The organism is Klebsiella sp. BDA134-6 (genome assembly GCF_015601345.1).
GTDB lineage: Bacteria > Pseudomonadota > Gammaproteobacteria > Enterobacterales > Enterobacteriaceae > Klebsiella > Klebsiella grimontii.
The window spans coordinates 4,309,880-4,328,249 of sequence record NZ_CP064784.1; the positions used below are offsets into that span (position 1 = coordinate 4,309,880).

At 55.2% G+C, this 18,370-nt stretch carries 20 protein-coding genes and 1 pseudogene; 10 read left to right on the forward strand and 11 right to left on the reverse strand.

The window, feature by feature from the left end; all coding sequences use genetic code 11:
• Positions 1-201: 201 nt before the first annotated feature.
• The 5 genes from cysZ to crr all read left to right on the forward strand — a co-directional run bounded on the left by cysZ (position 202) and on the right by crr (position 5,056).
• On the forward strand, positions 202-963 hold the full coding sequence (gene cysZ, locus IYV58_RS19830; protein WP_004123354.1) for a sulfate transporter CysZ: 762 nt from the start codon (positions 202-204) through the stop codon (positions 961-963).
• A 159-nt stretch (positions 964-1,122) separates the two neighbouring features.
• Positions 1,123-2,094 carry a cysteine synthase A gene (cysK, locus tag IYV58_RS19835; RefSeq protein ID WP_004123356.1) on the forward strand — a complete coding sequence of 324 codons (972 nt, stop codon included), beginning with the start codon at positions 1,123-1,125 and terminating at the stop codon, positions 2,092-2,094.
• A gap of 380 nt (positions 2,095-2,474) precedes the next feature.
• Positions 2,475-2,732 (forward strand): phosphocarrier protein Hpr, encoded by a 258-nt coding sequence (ptsH, locus tag IYV58_RS19840; protein WP_002913505.1) that lies wholly within the window; start codon positions 2,475-2,477, stop codon positions 2,730-2,732.
• 44 nt (positions 2,733-2,776) lie between these two features.
• Positions 2,777-4,504, forward strand: coding sequence for a phosphoenolpyruvate-protein phosphotransferase PtsI (ptsI, locus tag IYV58_RS19845; RefSeq protein WP_004123358.1), 1,728 nt, complete (start codon positions 2,777-2,779; stop codon positions 4,502-4,504).
• A gap of 42 nt (positions 4,505-4,546) precedes the next feature.
• Complete coding sequence (gene crr, locus IYV58_RS19850; RefSeq protein ID WP_000522253.1) at positions 4,547-5,056, forward strand: PTS glucose transporter subunit IIA; 510 nt, start codon at positions 4,547-4,549, stop codon at positions 5,054-5,056.
• A gap of 40 nt (positions 5,057-5,096) precedes the next feature.
• On the opposite strand, the gene IYV58_RS19855 is transcribed toward crr, so the two are convergent.
• Entirely contained in the window at positions 5,097-5,336 is a 240-nt protein-coding gene (locus IYV58_RS19855; RefSeq protein WP_004123360.1) for a hypothetical protein, read from the reverse strand.
• Positions 5,333-6,199, reverse strand: coding sequence for a pyridoxine/pyridoxal/pyridoxamine kinase (pdxK, locus tag IYV58_RS19860; protein WP_195729205.1), 867 nt, complete (start codon positions 6,197-6,199; stop codon positions 5,333-5,335). The genes IYV58_RS19855 and pdxK overlap by 4 nt, the downstream gene beginning before the upstream one ends.
• 82 nt (positions 6,200-6,281) lie before the next feature.
• On the opposite strand from pdxK, the gene ptsJ reads away from it, so the two are divergent.
• The 3 genes and pseudogenes from ptsJ to IYV58_RS19875 all read left to right on the forward strand — a co-directional run bounded on the left by ptsJ (position 6,282) and on the right by IYV58_RS19875 (position 8,752).
• Positions 6,282-7,580 (forward strand): MocR-like B6 salvage transcription factor PtsJ, encoded by a 1,299-nt coding sequence (gene ptsJ / locus IYV58_RS19865; RefSeq protein WP_195729206.1) that lies wholly within the window; start codon positions 6,282-6,284, stop codon positions 7,578-7,580.
• 14 nt (positions 7,581-7,594) lie between these two features.
• Positions 7,595-8,302 (forward strand): annotated as a pseudogene (locus IYV58_RS19870) (type 1 glutamine amidotransferase).
• A 45-nt stretch (positions 8,303-8,347) separates the two neighbouring features.
• The gene (locus IYV58_RS19875; RefSeq protein WP_004123370.1) at positions 8,348-8,752 is read left to right on the forward strand and encodes a YybH family protein; all 405 of its coding nucleotides are present in this window, start codon (positions 8,348-8,350) and stop codon (positions 8,750-8,752) included.
• On the opposite strand, the gene cysM is transcribed toward IYV58_RS19875, so the two are convergent.
• From cysM to IYV58_RS19920, 9 genes are all read right to left on the reverse strand, one after another.
• Positions 8,749-9,660, reverse strand: coding sequence for a cysteine synthase CysM (gene cysM, locus IYV58_RS19880; RefSeq protein WP_004123372.1), 912 nt, complete (start codon positions 9,658-9,660; stop codon positions 8,749-8,751). The genes IYV58_RS19875 and cysM overlap by 4 nt on opposite strands.
• Positions 9,661-9,778: 118 nt before the next feature.
• Complete coding sequence (gene cysA, locus IYV58_RS19885; RefSeq protein WP_004123374.1) at positions 9,779-10,873, reverse strand: sulfate/thiosulfate ABC transporter ATP-binding protein CysA; 1,095 nt, start codon at positions 10,871-10,873, stop codon at positions 9,779-9,781.
• Positions 10,863-11,738, reverse strand: coding sequence for a sulfate/thiosulfate ABC transporter permease CysW (gene cysW / locus IYV58_RS19890; RefSeq protein WP_004123376.1), 876 nt, complete (start codon positions 11,736-11,738; stop codon positions 10,863-10,865). The genes cysA and cysW overlap by 11 nt, the downstream gene beginning before the upstream one ends.
• The gene (gene cysT, locus IYV58_RS19895; protein WP_004123378.1) at positions 11,738-12,571 is read right to left on the reverse strand and encodes a sulfate/thiosulfate ABC transporter permease CysT; all 834 of its coding nucleotides are present in this window, start codon (positions 12,569-12,571) and stop codon (positions 11,738-11,740) included. Before cysT ends, cysW begins: the two co-directional genes overlap by 1 nt.
• Positions 12,571-13,587, reverse strand: a complete 1,017-nt coding sequence (gene cysP / locus IYV58_RS19900; protein WP_004123380.1) for a thiosulfate/sulfate ABC transporter substrate-binding protein CysP — start codon at positions 13,585-13,587, stop codon at positions 12,571-12,573. The genes cysT and cysP overlap by 1 nt, the downstream gene beginning before the upstream one ends.
• Positions 13,588-13,806: 219 nt before the next feature.
• Entirely contained in the window at positions 13,807-14,706 is a 900-nt protein-coding gene (locus IYV58_RS19905; RefSeq protein ID WP_004123382.1) for a Dyp-type peroxidase, read from the reverse strand.
• Between the two features lie 96 nt (positions 14,707-14,802).
• Entirely contained in the window at positions 14,803-15,378 is a 576-nt protein-coding gene (locus tag IYV58_RS19910; RefSeq protein ID WP_004123384.1) for an RpoE-regulated lipoprotein, read from the reverse strand.
• 63 nt (positions 15,379-15,441) lie between these two features.
• On the reverse strand, positions 15,442-15,891 hold the full coding sequence (locus tag IYV58_RS19915) for a DUF2919 domain-containing protein (RefSeq protein WP_049113197.1): 450 nt from the start codon (positions 15,889-15,891) through the stop codon (positions 15,442-15,444).
• Positions 15,878-16,303: a GNAT family acetyltransferase gene (locus IYV58_RS19920; protein ID WP_004104360.1), complete on the reverse strand. Its 426-nt coding sequence runs from the start codon at positions 16,301-16,303 to the stop codon at positions 15,878-15,880. Before IYV58_RS19920 ends, IYV58_RS19915 begins: the two co-directional genes overlap by 14 nt.
• Positions 16,304-16,514: 211 nt before the next feature.
• Between IYV58_RS19920 and amiA the strand changes: the two genes are divergently transcribed.
• Positions 16,515-17,390, forward strand: a complete 876-nt coding sequence (gene amiA / locus IYV58_RS19925; protein ID WP_004870750.1) for an N-acetylmuramoyl-L-alanine amidase AmiA — start codon at positions 16,515-16,517, stop codon at positions 17,388-17,390.
• Positions 17,390-18,289 (forward strand): oxygen-dependent coproporphyrinogen oxidase, encoded by a 900-nt coding sequence (gene hemF / locus IYV58_RS19930; protein ID WP_087828511.1) that lies wholly within the window; start codon positions 17,390-17,392, stop codon positions 18,287-18,289. The genes amiA and hemF overlap by 1 nt, the downstream gene beginning before the upstream one ends.
• Positions 18,290-18,370: the final 81 nt, after the last annotated feature.

Here is an 18,370-nt window from a genome sequence, read left to right on the forward strand (position 1 = left end):
ACCACGGCAAACATTTACTCACTAAGAGTATTTGCCGATTACATCAAGTGCAAGTGCGTGTGGGGCTTTCACTACATAAAGATGAACTAAATCGTGCTTTTTGCTGTTTTTTCGAACATTTCCTAACTGGTTATTGTCTGCTAACCCGATAAAATAGCCCGGCATTCAGCCTGGATGTCAAAAAAGGAGCATTACCTGACTATGGTTTCATCATCCGTAACGACCCCGCGCAGTGGCGTCTACTACTTTTCGCAGGGTTGGAAGCTGATCGGGCTGCCGGGGATACGTCGATACGTATTCCTCCCTTTGCTCGTCAACATTATTCTGATGGGCGGCGCATTCTGGTGGTTGTTCACCCGTCTCGACAGCTGGATCCCCTCTTTGATGAGCCATGTTCCTGAATGGCTGCAATGGCTTAACTATCTGCTGTGGCCCATGGTGGTCATTTCGATTCTGCTTGTCTTCGGCTACTTCTTCTCGACAATCGCCAACTGGATTGCCGCTCCCTTCAGCGGCCTGCTGGCCGAGCAGCTTGAAGCGCGCCTGACGGGTGCGACGCCGCCGGACGTCGGGGTTTTCGGCATTCTGAAAGATGTGCCGCGCATCATGAAGCGCGAGTGGCAGAAGTTCGCCTGGTATCTCCCGCGGGCCATCGTTTTGCTGATCCTCTACTTTATTCCCGGTATCGGCCAGACCATAGCTCCTGTGCTGTGGTTCCTGTTCAGCGCCTGGATGCTGGCAATTCAGTACTGCGACTATCCTTTTGATAACCATAAGGTACCGTTTAAAACGATGCGTCAGGCGCTGCGCACGCGTAAAGTGACCAATATGCAGTTTGGCGCCCTGACCAGCCTGTTTACCATGATCCCGGTGCTGAACCTGGTCATCCTGCCCGTCGCGATTTGCGGCGCGACGGCAATGTGGGTTGATTGCTACCGCGACAAACACGCGATGTGGAAGTAGCGCTATCGCTTTCGGAGCGGCTTATGCCGCTCCTTATTACTTCTGGCTTGTCATTATTTCTCTTCCGAATATAGATATGCTAAATCCTTACTTCCGCATATTCTTTAAGCGGGTATGCTGAAGCCGTACTCCCAAATTTCATACAGTTAAGGACGGGCCATGAGTAAGATTTTTGAAGACAACTCCCTGACTATCGGCCATACGCCGCTGGTACGACTGAACCGCATCGGTAACGGGCGCATCCTGGCAAAGGTAGAATCTCGTAACCCGAGCTTTAGCGTAAAATGCCGTATCGGTGCCAATATGATTTGGGATGCCGAAAAACGCGGCGTGCTGAAACCCGGCGTTGAGCTGGTGGAACCGACCAGCGGTAATACCGGTATCGCTCTGGCCTACGTGGCTGCGGCGCGCGGCTATAAGCTGACGCTGACCATGCCGGAGACCATGAGCATCGAACGCCGCAAGCTGCTGAAGGCCCTGGGCGCCAATCTGGTGCTGACCGAAGGCGCTAAAGGCATGAAAGGCGCCATCCAGAAAGCCGAAGAGATTGTCGCCAGCAATCCGGAAAAATTCCTCCTGCTGCAGCAGTTCAGCAATCCGGCGAACCCGGAAATTCATGAAAAAACCACCGGCCCGGAAATCTGGGAAGATACCGATGGTCAGGTTGACGTATTTATCTCCGGCGTCGGTACTGGCGGTACACTGACCGGCGTGAGCCGTTATATCAAAGGCACCAAAGGTAAAAAAGATCTAATTACCGTTGCCGTTGAACCCACCGATTCCCCGGTTATCGCCCAGGCGCTGGCGGGCGAAGAGCTTAAGCCCGGACCGCATAAAATTCAGGGTATTGGCGCAGGCTTTATCCCAGGCAACCTGGATTTGAAACTGGTGGATAAAGTGATTGCGATCACCAATGAAGAAGCCATTTCCACCGCGCGCCGCCTGATGGAAGAGGAAGGCATTCTGGCCGGGATCTCTTCCGGCGCCGCCGTTGCCGCTGCGCTGAAGCTGCAGCAGGATGAATCCTTTACCAATAAGAATATTGTGGTTATCCTACCTTCTTCAGGTGAGCGCTATTTAAGCACCGCATTGTTTGCCGATCTCTTCACTGAGAAAGAACTGCAACAGTAATGCCAGCTTGTTAATATCGTGTAAAAAAGCACCTTTTCAGGTGCTTTTTTGTGGCACACGTCAAACTTTTACCCCTCCTGGCATTGATTCACTTCGTTGGGTCTGGTATTTAACCAGCACATTTATTTCGATGCGCGAAATTATTCCGATTTGGATTTCCATAAGCTGAATCGATTTTATGATTTGGTTCAAGTCTTCCTTTAGCGGCATAATGTTTAATGACGTGGTAGACGTTAACGGCCGAAGGTTTCCACAGCGATTCACCGCTGCTGGTGCCGGAGCCGGATACGTGATGCCGGCGCTAACGATACAGGCTAAAGTTTGGCCGTTAGGCTAAACTTTAGGTCCACAACACTAAACCTATAAGTTGGGGAAATATAATGTTCCAGCAAGAAGTTACTATTACCGCTCCGAACGGTCTGCACACCCGCCCTGCTGCTCAGTTTGTTAAAGAAGCAAAAGGCTTCACTTCTGAGATCACTGTAACCTCCAACGGCAAAAGCGCCAGCGCCAAAAGCCTGTTCAAACTGCAGACTCTGGGCCTGACCCAGGGTACCGTTGTGACTCTCTCTGCCGAAGGCGAAGATGAGCAGAAAGCAGTTGAGCATCTGGTTAAACTGATGGCTGAACTCGAGTAAGTTCACGGGTTCTTTTTAATATCAGTCACAAGTAAGGTAGGGTTATGATTTCAGGCATTTTAGCATCCCCGGGTATCGCTTTCGGCAAAGCTCTTCTGCTGAAAGAAGATGAAATTGTCATCGACCGGAAGAAAATTTCTGCCGATAAGGTTGATCAGGAAGTTGAACGTTTTCTGAACGGCCGCTCCAAGGCCTCCGCCCAGCTGGAGGTCATCAAAACCAAAGCTGGTGAAACTTTCGGTGAAGAAAAAGAAGCCATCTTCGAAGGGCACATCATGCTGCTGGAAGATGAGGAGCTTGAGCAGGAAATCATAGCCCTGATTAAAGATAAGCATATGACTGCCGATGCGGCAGCCAATGAAGTTATCGAAGGTCAGGCTACTGCCCTGGAAGAACTGGATGACGAATACCTGAAAGAGCGTGCAGCTGACGTACGCGACATCGGTAAGCGCCTGCTGCGCAACATCCTCGGTCTGGCCATCATCGATCTGAGCGCGATTCAGGATGAAGTTATTCTGGTTGCCGCTGACCTCACTCCGTCTGAAACCGCGCAGCTGAACCTGAACAAGGTACTGGGTTTCATTACCGACGCAGGCGGCCGTACTTCCCACACCTCCATCATGGCGCGTTCCCTTGAACTGCCGGCCATCGTGGGCACCGGCAGCGTGACCAGCCAGGTGAAAAACGGCGACTATCTGGTTCTCGACGCGGTGAATAATCAGGTTCTGGTTAACCCGAACGACCAACAAATCGAAGAACTGCGCAACCTGCAGGCTCAGGTCGCTGAAGAAAAAGCGGAACTGGCTAAGCTGAAAGACCTGCCGGCAATCACGCTGGACGGCCATCAGGTTGAAGTCTGCGCAAACATCGGTACCGTACGCGACGTTGAAGGTGCCGAGCGTAACGGCGCAGAAGGCGTTGGCTTATATCGTACAGAATTCCTGTTCATGGACCGCGACTCGCTGCCAACTGAAGAAGAACAGTTCGCCGCTTACAAAGCCGTTGCCGAAGCGTGTGGCTCGCAGGCGGTTATCGTTCGCACCATGGACATCGGCGGCGACAAAGAGCTGCCGTATATGAACTTCCCGAAAGAAGAGAACCCGTTCCTCGGCTGGCGCGCGGTGCGCATCGCCATGGATCGCAAAGAGATTCTGCGCGACCAGGTTCGTGCAATCCTGCGTGCTTCCGCTTTCGGTAAACTGCGCATCATGTTCCCGATGATCATCTCTGTTGAAGAAGTGCGTGCACTGAAGAAAGAGATCGAAATCTACAAACAGGAACTGCGCGACGAAGGTAAAGCTTTTGATGAGTCCATTGAGATTGGCGTGATGGTGGAAACCCCAGCCGCTGCGACAATTGCTCGTCACTTAGCCAAAGAAGTTGATTTCTTTAGTATCGGTACCAATGATTTAACGCAGTATACTCTGGCAGTTGACCGTGGTAATGATATGATTTCACATCTTTACCAGCCAATGTCCCCGTCCGTGCTGACGCTGATTAAGCAAGTTATTGATGCTTCTCATGCTGAAGGCAAATGGACTGGCATGTGCGGTGAGCTTGCGGGCGATGAACGTGCTACACTTCTGTTGCTGGGTATGGGTCTGGACGAGTTCTCTATGAGCGCCATTTCCATCCCGCGCATCAAGAAGATTATCCGTAACACGAACTTCGAAGATGCGAAAGTATTAGCAGAGCAGGCTCTTGCTCAACCGACAACGGACGAGTTAATGACGCTGGTTAACAAGTTCATTGAAGAAAAAACAATCTGCTAATTCACGAGATGCGCGGCCCAAATTACTGCTTAGGAGAAGATCATGGGTTTGTTCGATAAATTGAAATCTCTGGTTTCTGATGACAAAAAAGACACCGGAACTATTGAGATTGTTGCCCCGCTCTCTGGCGAGATCGTCAACATTGAAGACGTGCCGGATGTAGTTTTCGCGGAAAAAATTGTGGGTGATGGCATTGCTATCAAACCTACTGGCAACAAAATGGTTGCGCCGGTAGATGGTACCATCGGTAAAATTTTTGAAACCAACCATGCTTTTTCAATCGAATCTGATAGCGGCATTGAACTGTTCGTTCACTTCGGTATTGATACCGTTGAACTGAAAGGCGAAGGCTTCAAACGTATCGCTGAAGAAGGCCAGCGCGTGAAAGTCGGCGACCCGGTTATCGAATTCGATCTGCCGCTGCTGGAAGAGAAAGCCAAGTCTACCCTGACTCCGGTTGTTATCTCCAACATGGACGAGATCAAAGAGCTGATCAAACTGTCCGGTAGCGTAACCGTGGGTGAAACTCCGGTTATCCGCATCAAGAAGTAATTCTTGCCGCAGAAGAATGGCGCCTCTCGGCGCCATTTTTTTATATCGCCGCTTTAAACGGCCGGTAGCGCTTCTCTCGCGAAAGTATTTTCATCCCTTCTGGACTGCTTTCCAGAATCCGCTTCTCGCTATCAGAAACCAGCAAATCACACTGATATCCACCCACGGCGCCAAAGAGCGAACCAATTTCGCAGATATCTTCCAGCGCTTCGCTGCCGGTCGTTTCAAAATGACCGACGACTCTTCCCTGCTGACGCACCACTAAGCGATAGCTCTTCATACTCCTTCCCCTCTCGGCGGCAGAATGAGCTCATCGCAGCCCTGTTCATCGGTCCACGTCATAACCGCCAGCACCCGCTGCGCGGCGACTTTAGCGGCGTCGCCCAGCGGCATTCCGCCCACCAGGCCGCAGGCCAGTTCGGCGCAAAAAAGATCGCCCGTTCCCTTAAGGTCGGTTTCTACACGCGGATGTTCGATCACCTCGACCGACTCTGCGCTAACCACCAGCACGTTGATCGTGGCGCTATCCGCTCCCGGTGCGCTGGTAATAACGACCCATTTCAGTGAATCAGAGAGCAGACTACGGGCGGCAATAATCGCCTCCTGCTGATTATGACAAGGCAGGCAGCTTAGCGTCTCCAGCTCAAACAAATTGGGCGTGATCACCTGAGCCAGCGGGAGCAAATGCGCACGGTAGGCTTCAGGGATCTCGGCCTTGACGTAGATGCCGCTATCCACATCGCCAATGACGGGATCAACGATAATACACAGTTCAGGATGGTGCTCGCGAATGCGCAGCAGCCATTGCGCCAGACGCTTAATCTGCACGGCGCTGCCCATATAGCCGGTCGTTACCGACCGCAGCTCGCGGAGCGCGTCACGCTCCTCCAGCGCCTTTAAATAGCCGGCAAACCACTCTTCCGGGATAACGCCGCCATAATAAGTATCATAGTGCGGCGTATTGCTGAACAGCACCGTCGGCACCGCGATGACCCGCAGGCCATGCTGCTTTATCGCCGGTATCGCAATACTGTTGCCTACGCTGCCGTAGACCACCTGCGACTGCACGGCCACAATATCGACCTGCAGCGCCCGGCTTTTATCGTTAAAGAGCACCGATTGTATTTCATCTTGCTGATCCATCCTTTCTCCTCCCGCTGGACAGCGAGTCAGACTCTGATTATCATTCGTCCTATGCTAAAATTCATTTTGTCATAGGTCAATAATGATCGTTGGAAAAACTGCCAGTGAGATCTTCGATAACATCCGCCATCTGGTACAAAGCGGCGCGCTCAAGCCTGGCGATATTTTGCCGCCGGTCCGCGAGCTGGCTGGCAAGCTGGCGGTTAATCGCAATACCGTCGCTGCCGCCTATAAGCGCCTGGTAACCTCCGGTCTGGCCATCAGTCAAGGGCGTAATGGCACCGCCATTAAAACGCATAATACTCTTCCCGCCATTGAAGGGGGCGATCCCTCTTCGCCGCTGAAGGATATTTCCAGCGGTAATCCCGATCCCGCTCGCCTGGCGGACCTCAAGCACTCCCTCGGTGCGATTGCTTTAACGCCCCGTCTGTACGGCGATGCGGCGGTTGAGCCCCGGCTGGCCGCGTGGGCCAGCCGCTGGGTTAACCCGGATCTGGAGATGGACGCCGAGATTAACCTCGCCAGCGGCGCCGTCGATGCGCTTGAGCGCCTGCTATGCGCCCTGCTGCTGCCCGGCGATAGCGTGGCCATTGAAGATCCCTGCTTTCTCAGCAGCATCAATATGCTGCGCTATGCCGGTTTTCACCCTTCCCCGGTGCCGGTCGACGGGGAAGGCATGCAACCTGAGTCCCTTGAAGAGGCGCTGCGCAACGGCGCCCGGGCGGTCATTATCACCCCGCGCGCGCACAATCCGACCGGCTGTAGCCTCAGCGATTCCCGCGCCCGGGCAATACGCCAAATACTGGCCCGCTATCCGCAGGTTCTGGTAATTGTTGACGATCATTTCGCGCTGCTCTCCGCCACGCCCTGGTACTCCCCTATCGCCGTGGAAAGCCAGCGTTGGGCGCTGGTACGCTCCCTGTCAAAAACCCTGGGGCCGGATATGCGTCTGGCCATCGTCGCCAGCGACGCCGACACGTCGGCGGCGCTGCGACTGAGGCTTAATTCCGGTAGCCAATGGGTCAGCCATCTGTTGCAGGATCTGGTCATCGCCTGCCTTAACGACAACGCCTTTATGGCCTCTCTGGCGGAAACCCGGCGCCACTATCGTCAGCAGCATGAAAAGCTGATTGCCGCCCTCGCCAGCCGCGGAATCACCCACCTGACGCCAGGAGACGGGCTTAATTTTTGGTTCCCGCTGCAGGAGCCGAGCCAGCCGGTGGCGCTCCGTCTGGCGCACGCCGGCTGGCTGGTTCGCGAAGGCGAAACGTTCGGCATTCGCGCCCCAGCGCACGGGCTGCGGTTGTCGCTTGCAGCGCTTAACGATAATGAAATTAATAAGCTCGCCAATGACTTATACCAGGTATTACAACAACAGTGACGGGAGTTAACGCTATGCAGATCCACTTTATCGTCCATGAAGTCTTTGAAGCGCCGGGGGCTTACCTGCGCTGGGCGCAGGCGCGCGGCTACGGTACCAGCTGGTCGCGGGTATATGCGGGAGATGCGCTCCCGGAAAACGCCGATGCTTTTGATATGCTGGTTGTGCTCGGCGGCCCACAATCTCCGCGCACAACATTAACTGAGTGCCCCTGGTTTGATAGCCACGCCGAGCAGCGTTTGATTGCACAGGCCATTGCCGCCGGGCGGATCGTGGTGGGGATTTGTCTCGGCTCGCAGCTTATCGGTGAAGCGCTGGGCGCGCCGGTTATGCAGAGTCCAGAAAAAGAGGTCGGCCACTATCCTATCACGCTCACCACCGCAGGTCTGCAGGATGACAAACTGGCCCATTTTGGCCCCTCGCTGGTCGTCGGCCACTGGCATAACGATATGCCTGGCCTGACGCCAGAGGCGGAAGTGATGGCCTCCAGCGAAGGCTGCCCGCGGCAAATTGTGAAATACAGCGACCGGGTCTATGGCTTCCAGTGCCACATGGAGTTTGATGCTGAGGTCATCGAGCTGCTGATCTCTCATTCACAGCTGGAGCTCAGCGCCGCCAGAGGCAGGCGTTTCATTCGCAGTGAATAGGAGATGCGCGCCTGGGATTATCGCGAAATGAATGAGAAGCTATGGGTGTTCCTTGATAAGCTGACGGCAAAGTAAGCAAAACGCTTTTATTCAAGCCCGACAATGCGAGGATCGCCAGAAATGCACAATCCCAACCCGCAACTTAAAGCCGCCATCGAAGCCTGCGATCGCGCTATCTCCCAGGAAGATTACGCAACACTGATGGAATATTACGCTGAAGACGCCGCGCTTGTCGTCAAACCAGGCATGGTGGTCAGAGGCAAAGAAAATATTCGCAACGCGTTTATCGCCATTGCCGACTATTTCCAGCACCGGCTGGTGGTGACGCAGGGAAAAATGGAGATCATCGAAGGCGGCGATAATGCGCTGGTGATTATGGAGACCCGACTGGATATCCCGACAGAAGCCGGGATAACACAGGTCACGCGGCGCGCAACCTATGTCTTTCGTCAGCAGGGCGAACGCTGGCTCTGCACCGTGGACAACTCCTACGGAACCGACCTGCTCGACATGCCCGAAGTTTAAATTCCCGCGCCCTGGGTAAAGTGCTCTTCGCCAAATACACCGGTAGAAAGGTAGCGATCGCCGCGATCGCAAACGATCGCCACCACTACCGCGCCGGGATTTTCGCGGGCAACGCGCAACGCGCCCGCCACCGCGCCGCCGGAACTGACGCCGCAGAAAATCCCTTCCTTCACCGCCAGCATCCGCATGGTGTTTTCGGCATCCTGTTGATGGATATCGAGCACCACGTCCACCAGCTGCGCGTTAAAAATACCCGGCATATATTCGGCAGGCCAGCGGCGAATTCCGGGAATACTGCTCCCCTCTTCCGGCTGCAGTCCGACGATGCTCACCGCTTTATCCTGCTCGCGCAGAAAACGCGATACGCCGGTAATGGTGCCGGTGGTGCCCATACTGGAGACAAAATGGGTGATCCGCCCGTCGGTCTGCCGCCAGATTTCCGGCCCGGTGGTGGTGTAGTGCGCGTACGGGTTGTCCGGGTTGTTGAACTGATCGAGCAGCTTGCCTTCGCCGCGCTGTGCCATTTCTAACGCTAAGTCACGCGCACCTTCCATTCCCTGCTCTTTCGTCACCAGAATTAGCTCCGCGCCGTAGGCGCGCATGGCGGCACGGCGCTCCTGGCTCATGTTGTCCGGCATCAGCAGCTTCATCTGATAGCCTTTAAGCGCGGCGATCATCGCCAGCGCAATGCCGGTGTTGCCGCTGGTCGCTTCAATCAGCACATCACCGGGCTTAATTTCTCCGCGCTTCTCAGCCTCGACAATCATCGACAGCGCCGCTCTGTCTTTCACCGAGCCCGCGGGATTGTTGCCTTCGAGTTTGACCCATATTTCGCTGCCGTTGTCCGGCCCCATGCGCTGCAGTTTGACCAGAGGAGTGTTGCCGATGGTGTGTTCGAGTGTATTCACGATTTCTACTCAATAAAAAAGCCGGGTGGCGCTTCGCTTACCCGGCCTACAAGACGTAGTGATAACTGTAGGCCCGATAGGCGAAGCGCCACCGGGCGATAAACTATGCAATAAGCTATCAGGCCGATTCAGCCAGAGCAAGCTCCTCGCGCGGCTCAATACGTTCATTGCCGTTGTACAGACGCGCGTTCTGCAGGCCAACAAACAGGCGTTCCCCGCGGTGCGGCGCATCTTCACCCTGATGCACCACGGTTAGCGGTTCGTCATACCACCCGAGAGGCTGCACAACTAATTGGGTGTAGTGGCCTTTCGGGCTCGCTTCCAGCACCTGTACCGGCAGCGGCGAATCCAGGCTGGTACGACGGCTGATATCCACTTCCCACGGACGCAAGAACAGATCGACCGGCCCCTGGTACGCCGGGGTATAGCCCAACGGCCAGCGATGCGCGCCGACGTGGAACTGACCGCCGCGAAGGGTTCCCTTCAGGCGGTTAACTTCGCCCATGAACTCCAGCACAAAACGAGTGGCCGGCTCGCGCCATACCCGATCGGGCGCATCGGCCTGTTCGATATTGCCCTGGCTCATGACCACCACGCGATCGGCAACTTCGGTCGCCTCTTCCTGATCGTGCGTGACAAATACGCTGGTAAACTTCAGCTCTTCGTGCAGCTGACGCAGCCAGCGTCTCAATTCTTTACGTACCTGGGCGTCCAGCGCGCCAAAAGGTTCATCCAGCAGCAGAATCTGCGGTTCAACCGCCAGCGCGCGCGCTAACGCGACGCGCTGCTTCTGCCCGCCGGAAAGCTGGGCCGGATAGCGATCCGCCAGATGCGCCAGCTGGACCATCTCCAGCAGTTTGGTGACTTTTGCCTTGATGCCGGCAGCATTTGGTCGTTCACGACGCGGCAGTACCGTCAGGCCAAAGGCGATATTGTCGAACACCGTCATATGGCGAAACAGCGCGTAGTGCTGGAACACGAAGCCGACTTTACGGTCGCGTGCATGCACGCGGCTGACGTCGGTACCGTGAAAACGGATATGGCCGCTGGACTGATTTTCCAGCCCGGCGATGATACGCAGCAGCGTGGTTTTCCCGGAGCCTGACGGCCCCAGCAGCGCGACCATCTGTCCGGAGGGGATATCCAGCGAGATATCATTCAGCACCTGCGTGCGACCAAAAGACTTCTTAATATTGGCAATCTCAATGCTCATGATTTCCCTCCAGTTGCGCGCGTTTTTCCTGATTGGCCAAACGCCATTGCACCATACTCTTCAAAAATAGGGTCAAAATAGCCATTAACGTCAGCAGGGCGGCGGCGGTAAAGGAACCGACGGAATTGTAATCCTGCTCCAGTAGTTCAATTTGTAGCGGCAGCGATAAGGTTTCGCCGCGAATTGAGCCGGAAACCACCGACACGGCGCCGAATTCACCAATCGCGCGGGCGTTAGTCAGCACCACGCCGTAGAGCAGCGCCCAGCGAATGTTGGGCAGCGTAACCCGGCGGAACATCTGCCAGCCCGAAGCGCCGAGCAGAATCGCCGCCTCATCTTCATTACTGCCCTGGCTCATCATCACTGGCACCAGTTCGCGGACCACAAACGGACAGGTCACAAAAATGGTCGCCAGGACCATACCCGGCCAGGCAAACATAATCTGTAGGTTATGCTCATCGAGCCAGCCGCCCAGCGGACCGTTAGAACCGTAAAACAGCAGATAAACCAGACCCGCCACCACCGGCGAGACGGCAAAAGGTATATCCAGCAGCGTCAACAGCAGCTGACGGCCTGGAAAGGTAAAGCGCGTCACCAGCCACGCCAGCAGCGTACCGAAAACCAGGTTTACCGGTACGGTAATCAAGGCAATCATGACCGTTAGCCAGATGGCGTGCAGCATGTCCGGGTCTGCAAGATTTTGCAGCACCGGCATCAGGCCTTTGCTAAAGGCCTGCACGAAGATATAGACCATCGGCACAATCAGGATGAAGGCAGAAACCAGCACGCCCGCACCTATCAGAAACCATTTACCCCAGTTGATGCGGGGCGCATCGTATCGCTTCAATTGCGTAACTTCCGCCATCAGTGACCTACCACACGTCGACCAAAGCGACTTTGCAGAGTGTTAATCGAGTACAGCAGCAGCAGCGAGGCAGCGAGGATCACCGAAGCGATCGCGCTCGCCGCCGGGTAATCGAACTCCTGCAAACGGATAAAAATCATCAGCGAGGTCACTTCCGTTTTCCACGCAATGTTGCCGGCGATAAAAATCACCGCGCCGAACTCCCCGAGGCTGCGGGTAAAGGACAGCGCAACGCCGGCCATCAGCGCCGGGGAAAGCTCCGGCAGCACCACCTTGCGAAAGCTCTGCCAGCGCGTGGCGCCCAGGGTTTCCGCCGCTTCTTCATATTCCGGGCCCAGCTCTTCCAGCACCGGCTGCACGGTACGCACCACAAACGGGATGCTGGTAAAGGCCATGGCCACCGCGATACCGAGCCACGTATAGGTGACTTTAATATCAAATTTCGCCAGCCACTCGCCGTACAACCCGTTCACGGAGAAGAGCGACGCGAGGGTTAAGCCGGCAACGGCCGTCGGCAGCGCAAACGGCAAATCCATCAGAGCATCAAGCAGCGTGCGGCCCGGGAAGCGGTAGCGGGTTAAGATCCACGCCATCAGCAGACCGAACACGCCGTTAAAAATCGACGCCACAAACGCCGAGAGCAGCGTCACTTTATAGGCCGCTACCACCTGCGGGTTGGTGACCACATCCCAGTACTGCGCCCAGCTCATCTGGGCAAGCTGCATCACCAGCGCGCTGAGCGGTAACAATAGGATCAGGCAGACGAACAGCAGGCTGGTCCCGAGGCTTAAGGTAAAGCCCGGCAGCACGCGTTTAGTCGATACTGCAAACATTACTTACGCCCCGCCGCCAGCAGTTTGTCCAGCTCACCGCCGCTGGCAAAATGGGTTTTCATCACTTCCGGCCAGGAACCAAATTTATCTTCCACGCGGAACAGCTCGGTCTGCGGGAATTTCTCTTTCAGGGAATCCATCACTTTCGGGTTGTTCACGCGATAGTAATAGTCCGTGATGACCGTCTGCGCCTGCGGGCTATAGAGCCAGTTCAGGTAGGCTTTCGCCGCTTTCTCCGTTCCGTTGGCCTGCACGTTTTTATCCACCCAGGCAACCGGGAATTCAGCGAGGATATTGGTTTTAGGAATGACCACCTCAAAGCCCTGATCTTCGTACTGTTTACGAATGTTATTCACTTCAGACTCGAAGCTAATCAGCACATCGCCAAGCCCACGCTCGGCAAAGGTGGTAGTTGCGCCGCGCCCGCCGGTATCAAACACCTCGACGTTTTTCAGAAACTGAGTCATAAACTGCTCGGTTTTCGCTTTATCGCCGCCGTCAGCTTTGTCCGCGGCCCCCCAGGCAGCCAGGTAGGTGTAACGGGCATTGCCGGAGGTCTTCGGGTTCGGGAAAATCAGCTTCACGTCGGAACGCACTAAGTCATTCCAGTCGTGGATATTTTTCGGGTTGCCTTTACGCACCAGGAATCCCATCGTCGAGTAAAACGGCGAGCTGTTATTCGGCAGACGGCTTTGCCAGTCCGCCGGGATCAGTTTGCCTTTATCGTGCAGAATCTGGACGTCGGTCACCTGATTGTAGGTCACCACGTCGGCCTTAAGCCCTTGCAGAATCGCCAGCGCCTGTTTTGATGACCCGGCATGAGATTGTTTAATCGTCAGCTTATCGCCGCCGTTATCTTTCGCCCACTGCTGTTCAAACTGCGGGTTAAGGGCGGCAAACAGCTCGCGGGAAACATCGTAGGAACTGTTCAGCAGTTCCGTCGCCTGCGCCTGCGCAACCAGCAGCACAGAAGCAGCCAGCGCCAGATATCCTTTTGTTAATGATTTAACGGCCATTGCGCACCCTTATCAATATGATGATTTTCTGCTGATCATCATATTTATAACGGCTATGAAAGGAGTAACGGTTTTATATACCGTTTGGCGATTTGGAAGTCGAAAAGAGAATAAGGAAATGGCAAAGCTTATCTGAATCACGCATTCAGAACCGGAAACCGTTCGACGCTTGCCTGCGGTGCCGAACGGTTTCCTCCCCTTGTGGGGAGAGGGGAAATCTTACAGCGCCAGCAGTCTATCCAGCGAAGGCGCGAAGTAGTATCCGCCGGTCACCGGTTTGGTAAAACGCAGCATCGCATCACGCTTACCGTCAGTATCGCCGAACATGCTCAGCAGCTGCTGCTCAATGTTGTACAGACGGGCGCAGTAAGCGCAAAAGTAGAGGCCGTGGGTACCGCTGGCGGTGCCGTACGGCAGGCTCTGACGGACAATCTTCAGCCCTTTTCCCTCTTCTTTCAGATCCACGCGGCTCAGGTGAGAGGTGTCCGGACGATCGTCGCCGTCAATCTCTTCGTTGGCTTCTTTGGTGCGGCCGATCATCATCTCCTGGTCAGGGACGCTCATGCGATTAAGCTGCTTGAGGTTGTGCTCCCAGCGCTGCACGAATACGTAGCTGCCGCCCGCATCGACGCCATCCTGAATCACCGCCACTTCACGGCGCGTCTCTTCGCCGGCCGGGTTTTCAGTACCGTCGACAAAGCCGCTCAGATCGCGCTCTTCAATCCAGCGAAAGCCATGAATCTCTTCTTTAACATCAACTGCTGCGCCAAAAGCAGACATGGCCGCCTGCGCCACAGAGAAGTTCAGCTCATGCTGCGCGGAGAGAATGTGGATCAGCACATCGTACTGGGTCGACGGCGCCAGACCTTTGCCGTAGGCCGGAAAGTCTTTTAGCTCTTCGGCCCCAACGCCGCCGCTCAGCTGGCGCCAGACGTTATGGCCAAAAGCCACCACCGCCCCCAGCTTCGCTTGCGGGTATTTCGCCTGAAAGGTGGCTAACTTATCGGCAAACACTTTGCTGGCTTCACGCAGGGCGTCAACATCGCCTTTGACATTTGCTTCAATCCAAATCGCCGCACGGCAATGTTCCGGCAAAATGCCGCTCTGAACCTGAGACATCGCTCCTCCTGAAAAATAGGACAGCCACAACGCTGTGGCTTTTTTAAGGCGTTATTGTACCCGCTTTTTCAGGACCTCGAATCACTTCAGATCAAATTAGCGGCGCCAGATAATCTTGCTCACCTTCCAGTTCTTCAGCGTGTCGTCGGAGGGCATTAACTCTTCAGGACCGCTCCAGTTGCCGGTGAAAGCATAGCTAATATGCTGGCTGCCCTCGGCCTTGCATTCCACCACGGCACCGTTGTCGTTGCTGCCTTTCTGGCAGTTGCCAAACGCCTTGCTGTAGATATCGCTGAACGGGGTACCAATTTTCACGCCGCTGGCGGCTTTGATATTGCTATCGCGCACGTCGATGCGGCTGATAGTCCCGCTCTCGCCGTTAATGGTCAGCGCGACCTTGCCATCTTTTAACGCTTCGAAATAGCGCACAATATTACCGTTAGCCGTTTTCATGCCGCTGCGCAGGCGGTAGCTGCTGCCGAGCGCATCACCGATCGCCTGTTCGTTCAGCGGCGTTGACGCCGTCAGGTTGCCTACGCCCTGTTCGGTCACTTCCGTGGAGGAACCAAACCAGTTCCACGGATAGGCCGCCGACCAGTTAACCGAGCTCATCGTCGAGCAGCCGGTTAAAGCCAGCGGTAATGCGCAGAGAAATAAACGTAGCGATTTCATGACTGAGTGTCCTTTCTGATTTATTCAACGCATGTTGGAGTGCGCGATCGGCAAAAAGTGCCGTTAAACCTGTTCTTCGCGAAAACAGGCCTGCAGCCGACGGCTGCTTAACAGCCACCAGAGCGCATAAAGATCCGCCGCCAGCAGGCCGATGGTCAGCGCCGAGGGCGATTCGCCGCTCATCCACAGCAGTGGTTGCCAGACCAACAGCAATAGCTGGGAAAGCGCCAGCAACCAGCGCATCAGGGGCCAGAGCCGGGGAAAGCGCTGACGATGCCCGCTAATAATAAACGCCAGCACCGCCGGGATGCCGGGAAGCAATCCCAGCCAAAAATTATCGTGGTCCGGATAAAACAGATTCAGCAGCGCGTCGCCCTGCTGCCGTGACGCGCCGGCCATCAGAAACAGCACCCATGTTCGCGCCTGGAGCAGCAGTACGCACCAAAAAAGAAACGGCAAACGCAGGCGGCCGTGGGTATCAAAATCGGCGGGGATAAACTCAGTATTCTTCATCTTCAATTAGGCGCTTGCCGAGGCACAGTACATCTGAATGCTCATAGCCAAGGCGTTCGTACATCCCCTGCACCACGTCATTATCTTCGCGTATCATAATGTTTATTTTCGGGCAGCCGCGGGCAATCAGCTTTTTCTCCAGCCGGTTAAGCAGCGCGTTAGCAATACCGCGTCCGCGATATTCAGGATGCACGCCAAGATAATAGGCAGACCCGCGATGACCGTCATAACCGCCCATCACCGTGCCGACCACTTCCCCGTTAACCTCGGCGACCAGAAACAGGCTGGCATCGTGGTTCAGCTTACGTTCAATGTCCATTTCCGGATCGTTCCATGGTCGCAGGAGATCGCAACGCTCCCACAGGGTAATGACCTCTTCGAAATCTTGCTGGCGAAAAACGCGTATCTCCATGGTATTCCCCACCATTGACGGTTAAAAACAGAGATTATGGCGCGATTGTGCCCGATAGCCAATATCAGGCGCAATGAGCCGCAAAAAATGGCATAATATGACTTTGTCATGTATTGAAATGAAAAGTAAAACAATTCTTATTTTGAATGGTCGTATCAGAAAACACGATACGATATAACATTGGTTACCACTTGTTTGCAATTCAGGCCGAATGAGCACTTTTAAACCTTTAAAAATACTTGCTTCGCGCCGCCAGGTGCTGAAAGCCGGGCTGGCAGCAATCACGCTTTCAGGGATCGCCTCACAGGCCAGCGCGAAAGAACAACAGCCATTGAAAACATCCAATGGGCACAGCAAACCCGCAGCGAAGAAAAAAGGCGCCAAACGCGTCGTGATGCTCGACCCGGGCCATGGCGGTATTGACACTGGCGCTATCGGCCATAACGGTTCAAAAGAGAAGCACGTAGTGCTGGCGATCGCTAAAAACGTGCGCAGCATCCTGCGTAGCAACGGTATCGATGCGCGCCTGACGCGCAGCGGCGACACCTTTATTCCGCTCTATGACCGCGTGGAGATCGCCCACCAGCACGGCGCCGATCTGTTTATGTCAATTCACGCTGACGGCTTCACCAACCCGAGCGCGGCCGGCGCCTCCGTTTTCGCCCTCTCCAACCGCGGCGCCAGTAGCGCCATGGCGAAATATCTCTCGGACCGTGAAAACCGGGCGGATGAAGTGGCCGGCAAGAAAACGACGGATAAAGACCACCTATTGCAGCAAGTGCTGTTCGACCTGGTACAAACTGATACCATCAAAAACAGCCTGACGCTCGGCTCGCATATCCTGAAAAAGATTAAGCCAGTGCATAAGCTGCACAGCCGCAATACCGAACAGGCGGCGTTCGTGGTGCTGAAATCGCCATCGATTCCGTCGGTACTGGTAGAGACGTCGTTTATTACCAATCCGAACGAAGAAAAACTGCTCGGCACCACTGCCTTCCGGCAGAAAATCGCCACAGCGATTGCCAACGGCATTATCAGCTATTTCCACTGGTTCGATAACCAGAAAGCCCATTCGAAGAGACGTTAATGAGACCCGACGCGCACCAGGTAAAAGCCTTCCTCCTTCAGCTCCAGGATGCTATCTGCCAAAAGCTCAGCGCCGTTGACGGCGACGAATTTGTCGAAGATAGCTGGCGACGGGAAGGCGGCGGCGGCGGGCGCAGCCGGGTGCTGCGCGATGGCGGGATCTTTGAGCAGGCTGGGGTTAACTTTTCGCACGTGCACGGCGATGCGATGCCGGCTTCCGCTACTGCTCACCGTCCTGAGCTGGCTGGCCGCAGCTTTGAAGCGATGGGCGTCTCGCTGGTCGTGCATCCGCGCAGCCCCTATATCCCCACCAGCCATGCCAACGTGCGCTTCTTTATCGCGGAAAAACCGGGCGCCGATCCTGTATGGTGGTTCGGCGGCGGCTTCGATTTAACCCCCTACTACGGCTTTGAAGAAGATGCCGTGCACTGGCATCGTACCGCCCGCGATCTGTGCCAGCCCTTCGGCGAAGACGTTTATCCGCGTTATAAAAAGTGGTGCGATGACTATTTCTTTCTCAAACACCGTAACGAGCAGCGCGGCATCGGCGGCCTGTTTTTCGATGATTTGAATACCCCCAGCTTCGATCATTGCTTTGACTTTATGCAGGCGGTGGGTAACGGCTATACCGAGGCGTATTTGCCGATTGTCGAGCGACGCAGGGAAATAGCATGGGGTGAACGCGAGCGGGATTTTCAGCTCTACCGTCGCGGGCGCTACGTGGAGTTTAACCTGGTATGGGATCGCGGCACCCTGTTCGGCCTGCAAACCGGCGGCCGCACCGAGTCCATCCTGATGTCAATGCCGCCGCTGGTACGCTGGGAATATAACTACCAGCCGGCAGCGGATAGCCCGGAAGCGGCGCTAGGCAAGTTCATTCAGGTGCGCGACTGGGTATAAAATTGCCTGATGGCGCGGTTCGTAGGCCGGATAAGGCGTTTACGCCGCCATCCGGCGCTGCTTTGCCCGATGGCGCTACGC

Bases quoted from the DNA above. Each gene is read 5' to 3' on its own strand.
- pdxK (WP_195729205.1), bottom strand. From the start codon at position 6,199: ATGGATCAGCAAGATGAAATACAATCGGTGCTCTTTAACGATAAAAGC.
- cysK (WP_004123356.1), top strand. From the start codon at position 1,123: ATGAGTAAGATTTTTGAAGACAACTCCCTGACTATCGGCCATACGCCG.
- amiA (WP_004870750.1), top strand. From the start codon at position 16,515: ATGAGCACTTTTAAACCTTTAAAAATACTTGCTTCGCGCCGCCAGGTG.
- cysP (WP_004123380.1), bottom strand. From the start codon at position 13,587: ATGGCCGTTAAATCATTAACAAAAGGATATCTGGCGCTGGCTGCTTCT.
- cysT (WP_004123378.1), bottom strand. From the start codon at position 12,571: ATGTTTGCAGTATCGACTAAACGCGTGCTGCCGGGCTTTACCTTAAGC.
- hemF (WP_087828511.1), top strand. From the start codon at position 17,390: ATGAGACCCGACGCGCACCAGGTAAAAGCCTTCCTCCTTCAGCTCCAG.
- cysA (WP_004123374.1), bottom strand. From the start codon at position 10,873: ATGAGCATTGAGATTGCCAATATTAAGAAGTCTTTTGGTCGCACGCAG.
- ptsI (WP_004123358.1), top strand. From the start codon at position 2,777: ATGATTTCAGGCATTTTAGCATCCCCGGGTATCGCTTTCGGCAAAGCT.
- IYV58_RS19875 (WP_004123370.1), top strand. From the start codon at position 8,348: ATGCACAATCCCAACCCGCAACTTAAAGCCGCCATCGAAGCCTGCGAT.
- cysW (WP_004123376.1), bottom strand. From the start codon at position 11,738: ATGGCGGAAGTTACGCAATTGAAGCGATACGATGCGCCCCGCATCAAC.
- IYV58_RS19915 (WP_049113197.1), bottom strand. From the start codon at position 15,891: ATGAAGAATACTGAGTTTATCCCCGCCGATTTTGATACCCACGGCCGC.
- crr (WP_000522253.1), top strand. From the start codon at position 4,547: ATGGGTTTGTTCGATAAATTGAAATCTCTGGTTTCTGATGACAAAAAA.
- ptsJ (WP_195729206.1), top strand. From the start codon at position 6,282: ATGATCGTTGGAAAAACTGCCAGTGAGATCTTCGATAACATCCGCCAT.
- IYV58_RS19855 (WP_004123360.1), bottom strand. From the start codon at position 5,336: ATGAAGAGCTATCGCTTAGTGGTGCGTCAGCAGGGAAGAGTCGTCGGT.
- IYV58_RS19920 (WP_004104360.1), bottom strand. From the start codon at position 16,303: ATGGAGATACGCGTTTTTCGCCAGCAAGATTTCGAAGAGGTCATTACC.
- IYV58_RS19910 (WP_004123384.1), bottom strand. From the start codon at position 15,378: ATGAAATCGCTACGTTTATTTCTCTGCGCATTACCGCTGGCTTTAACC.
- ptsH (WP_002913505.1), top strand. From the start codon at position 2,475: ATGTTCCAGCAAGAAGTTACTATTACCGCTCCGAACGGTCTGCACACC.
- IYV58_RS19905 (WP_004123382.1), bottom strand. From the start codon at position 14,706: ATGTCTCAGGTTCAGAGCGGCATTTTGCCGGAACATTGCCGTGCGGCG.
- cysZ (WP_004123354.1), top strand. From the start codon at position 202: ATGGTTTCATCATCCGTAACGACCCCGCGCAGTGGCGTCTACTACTTT.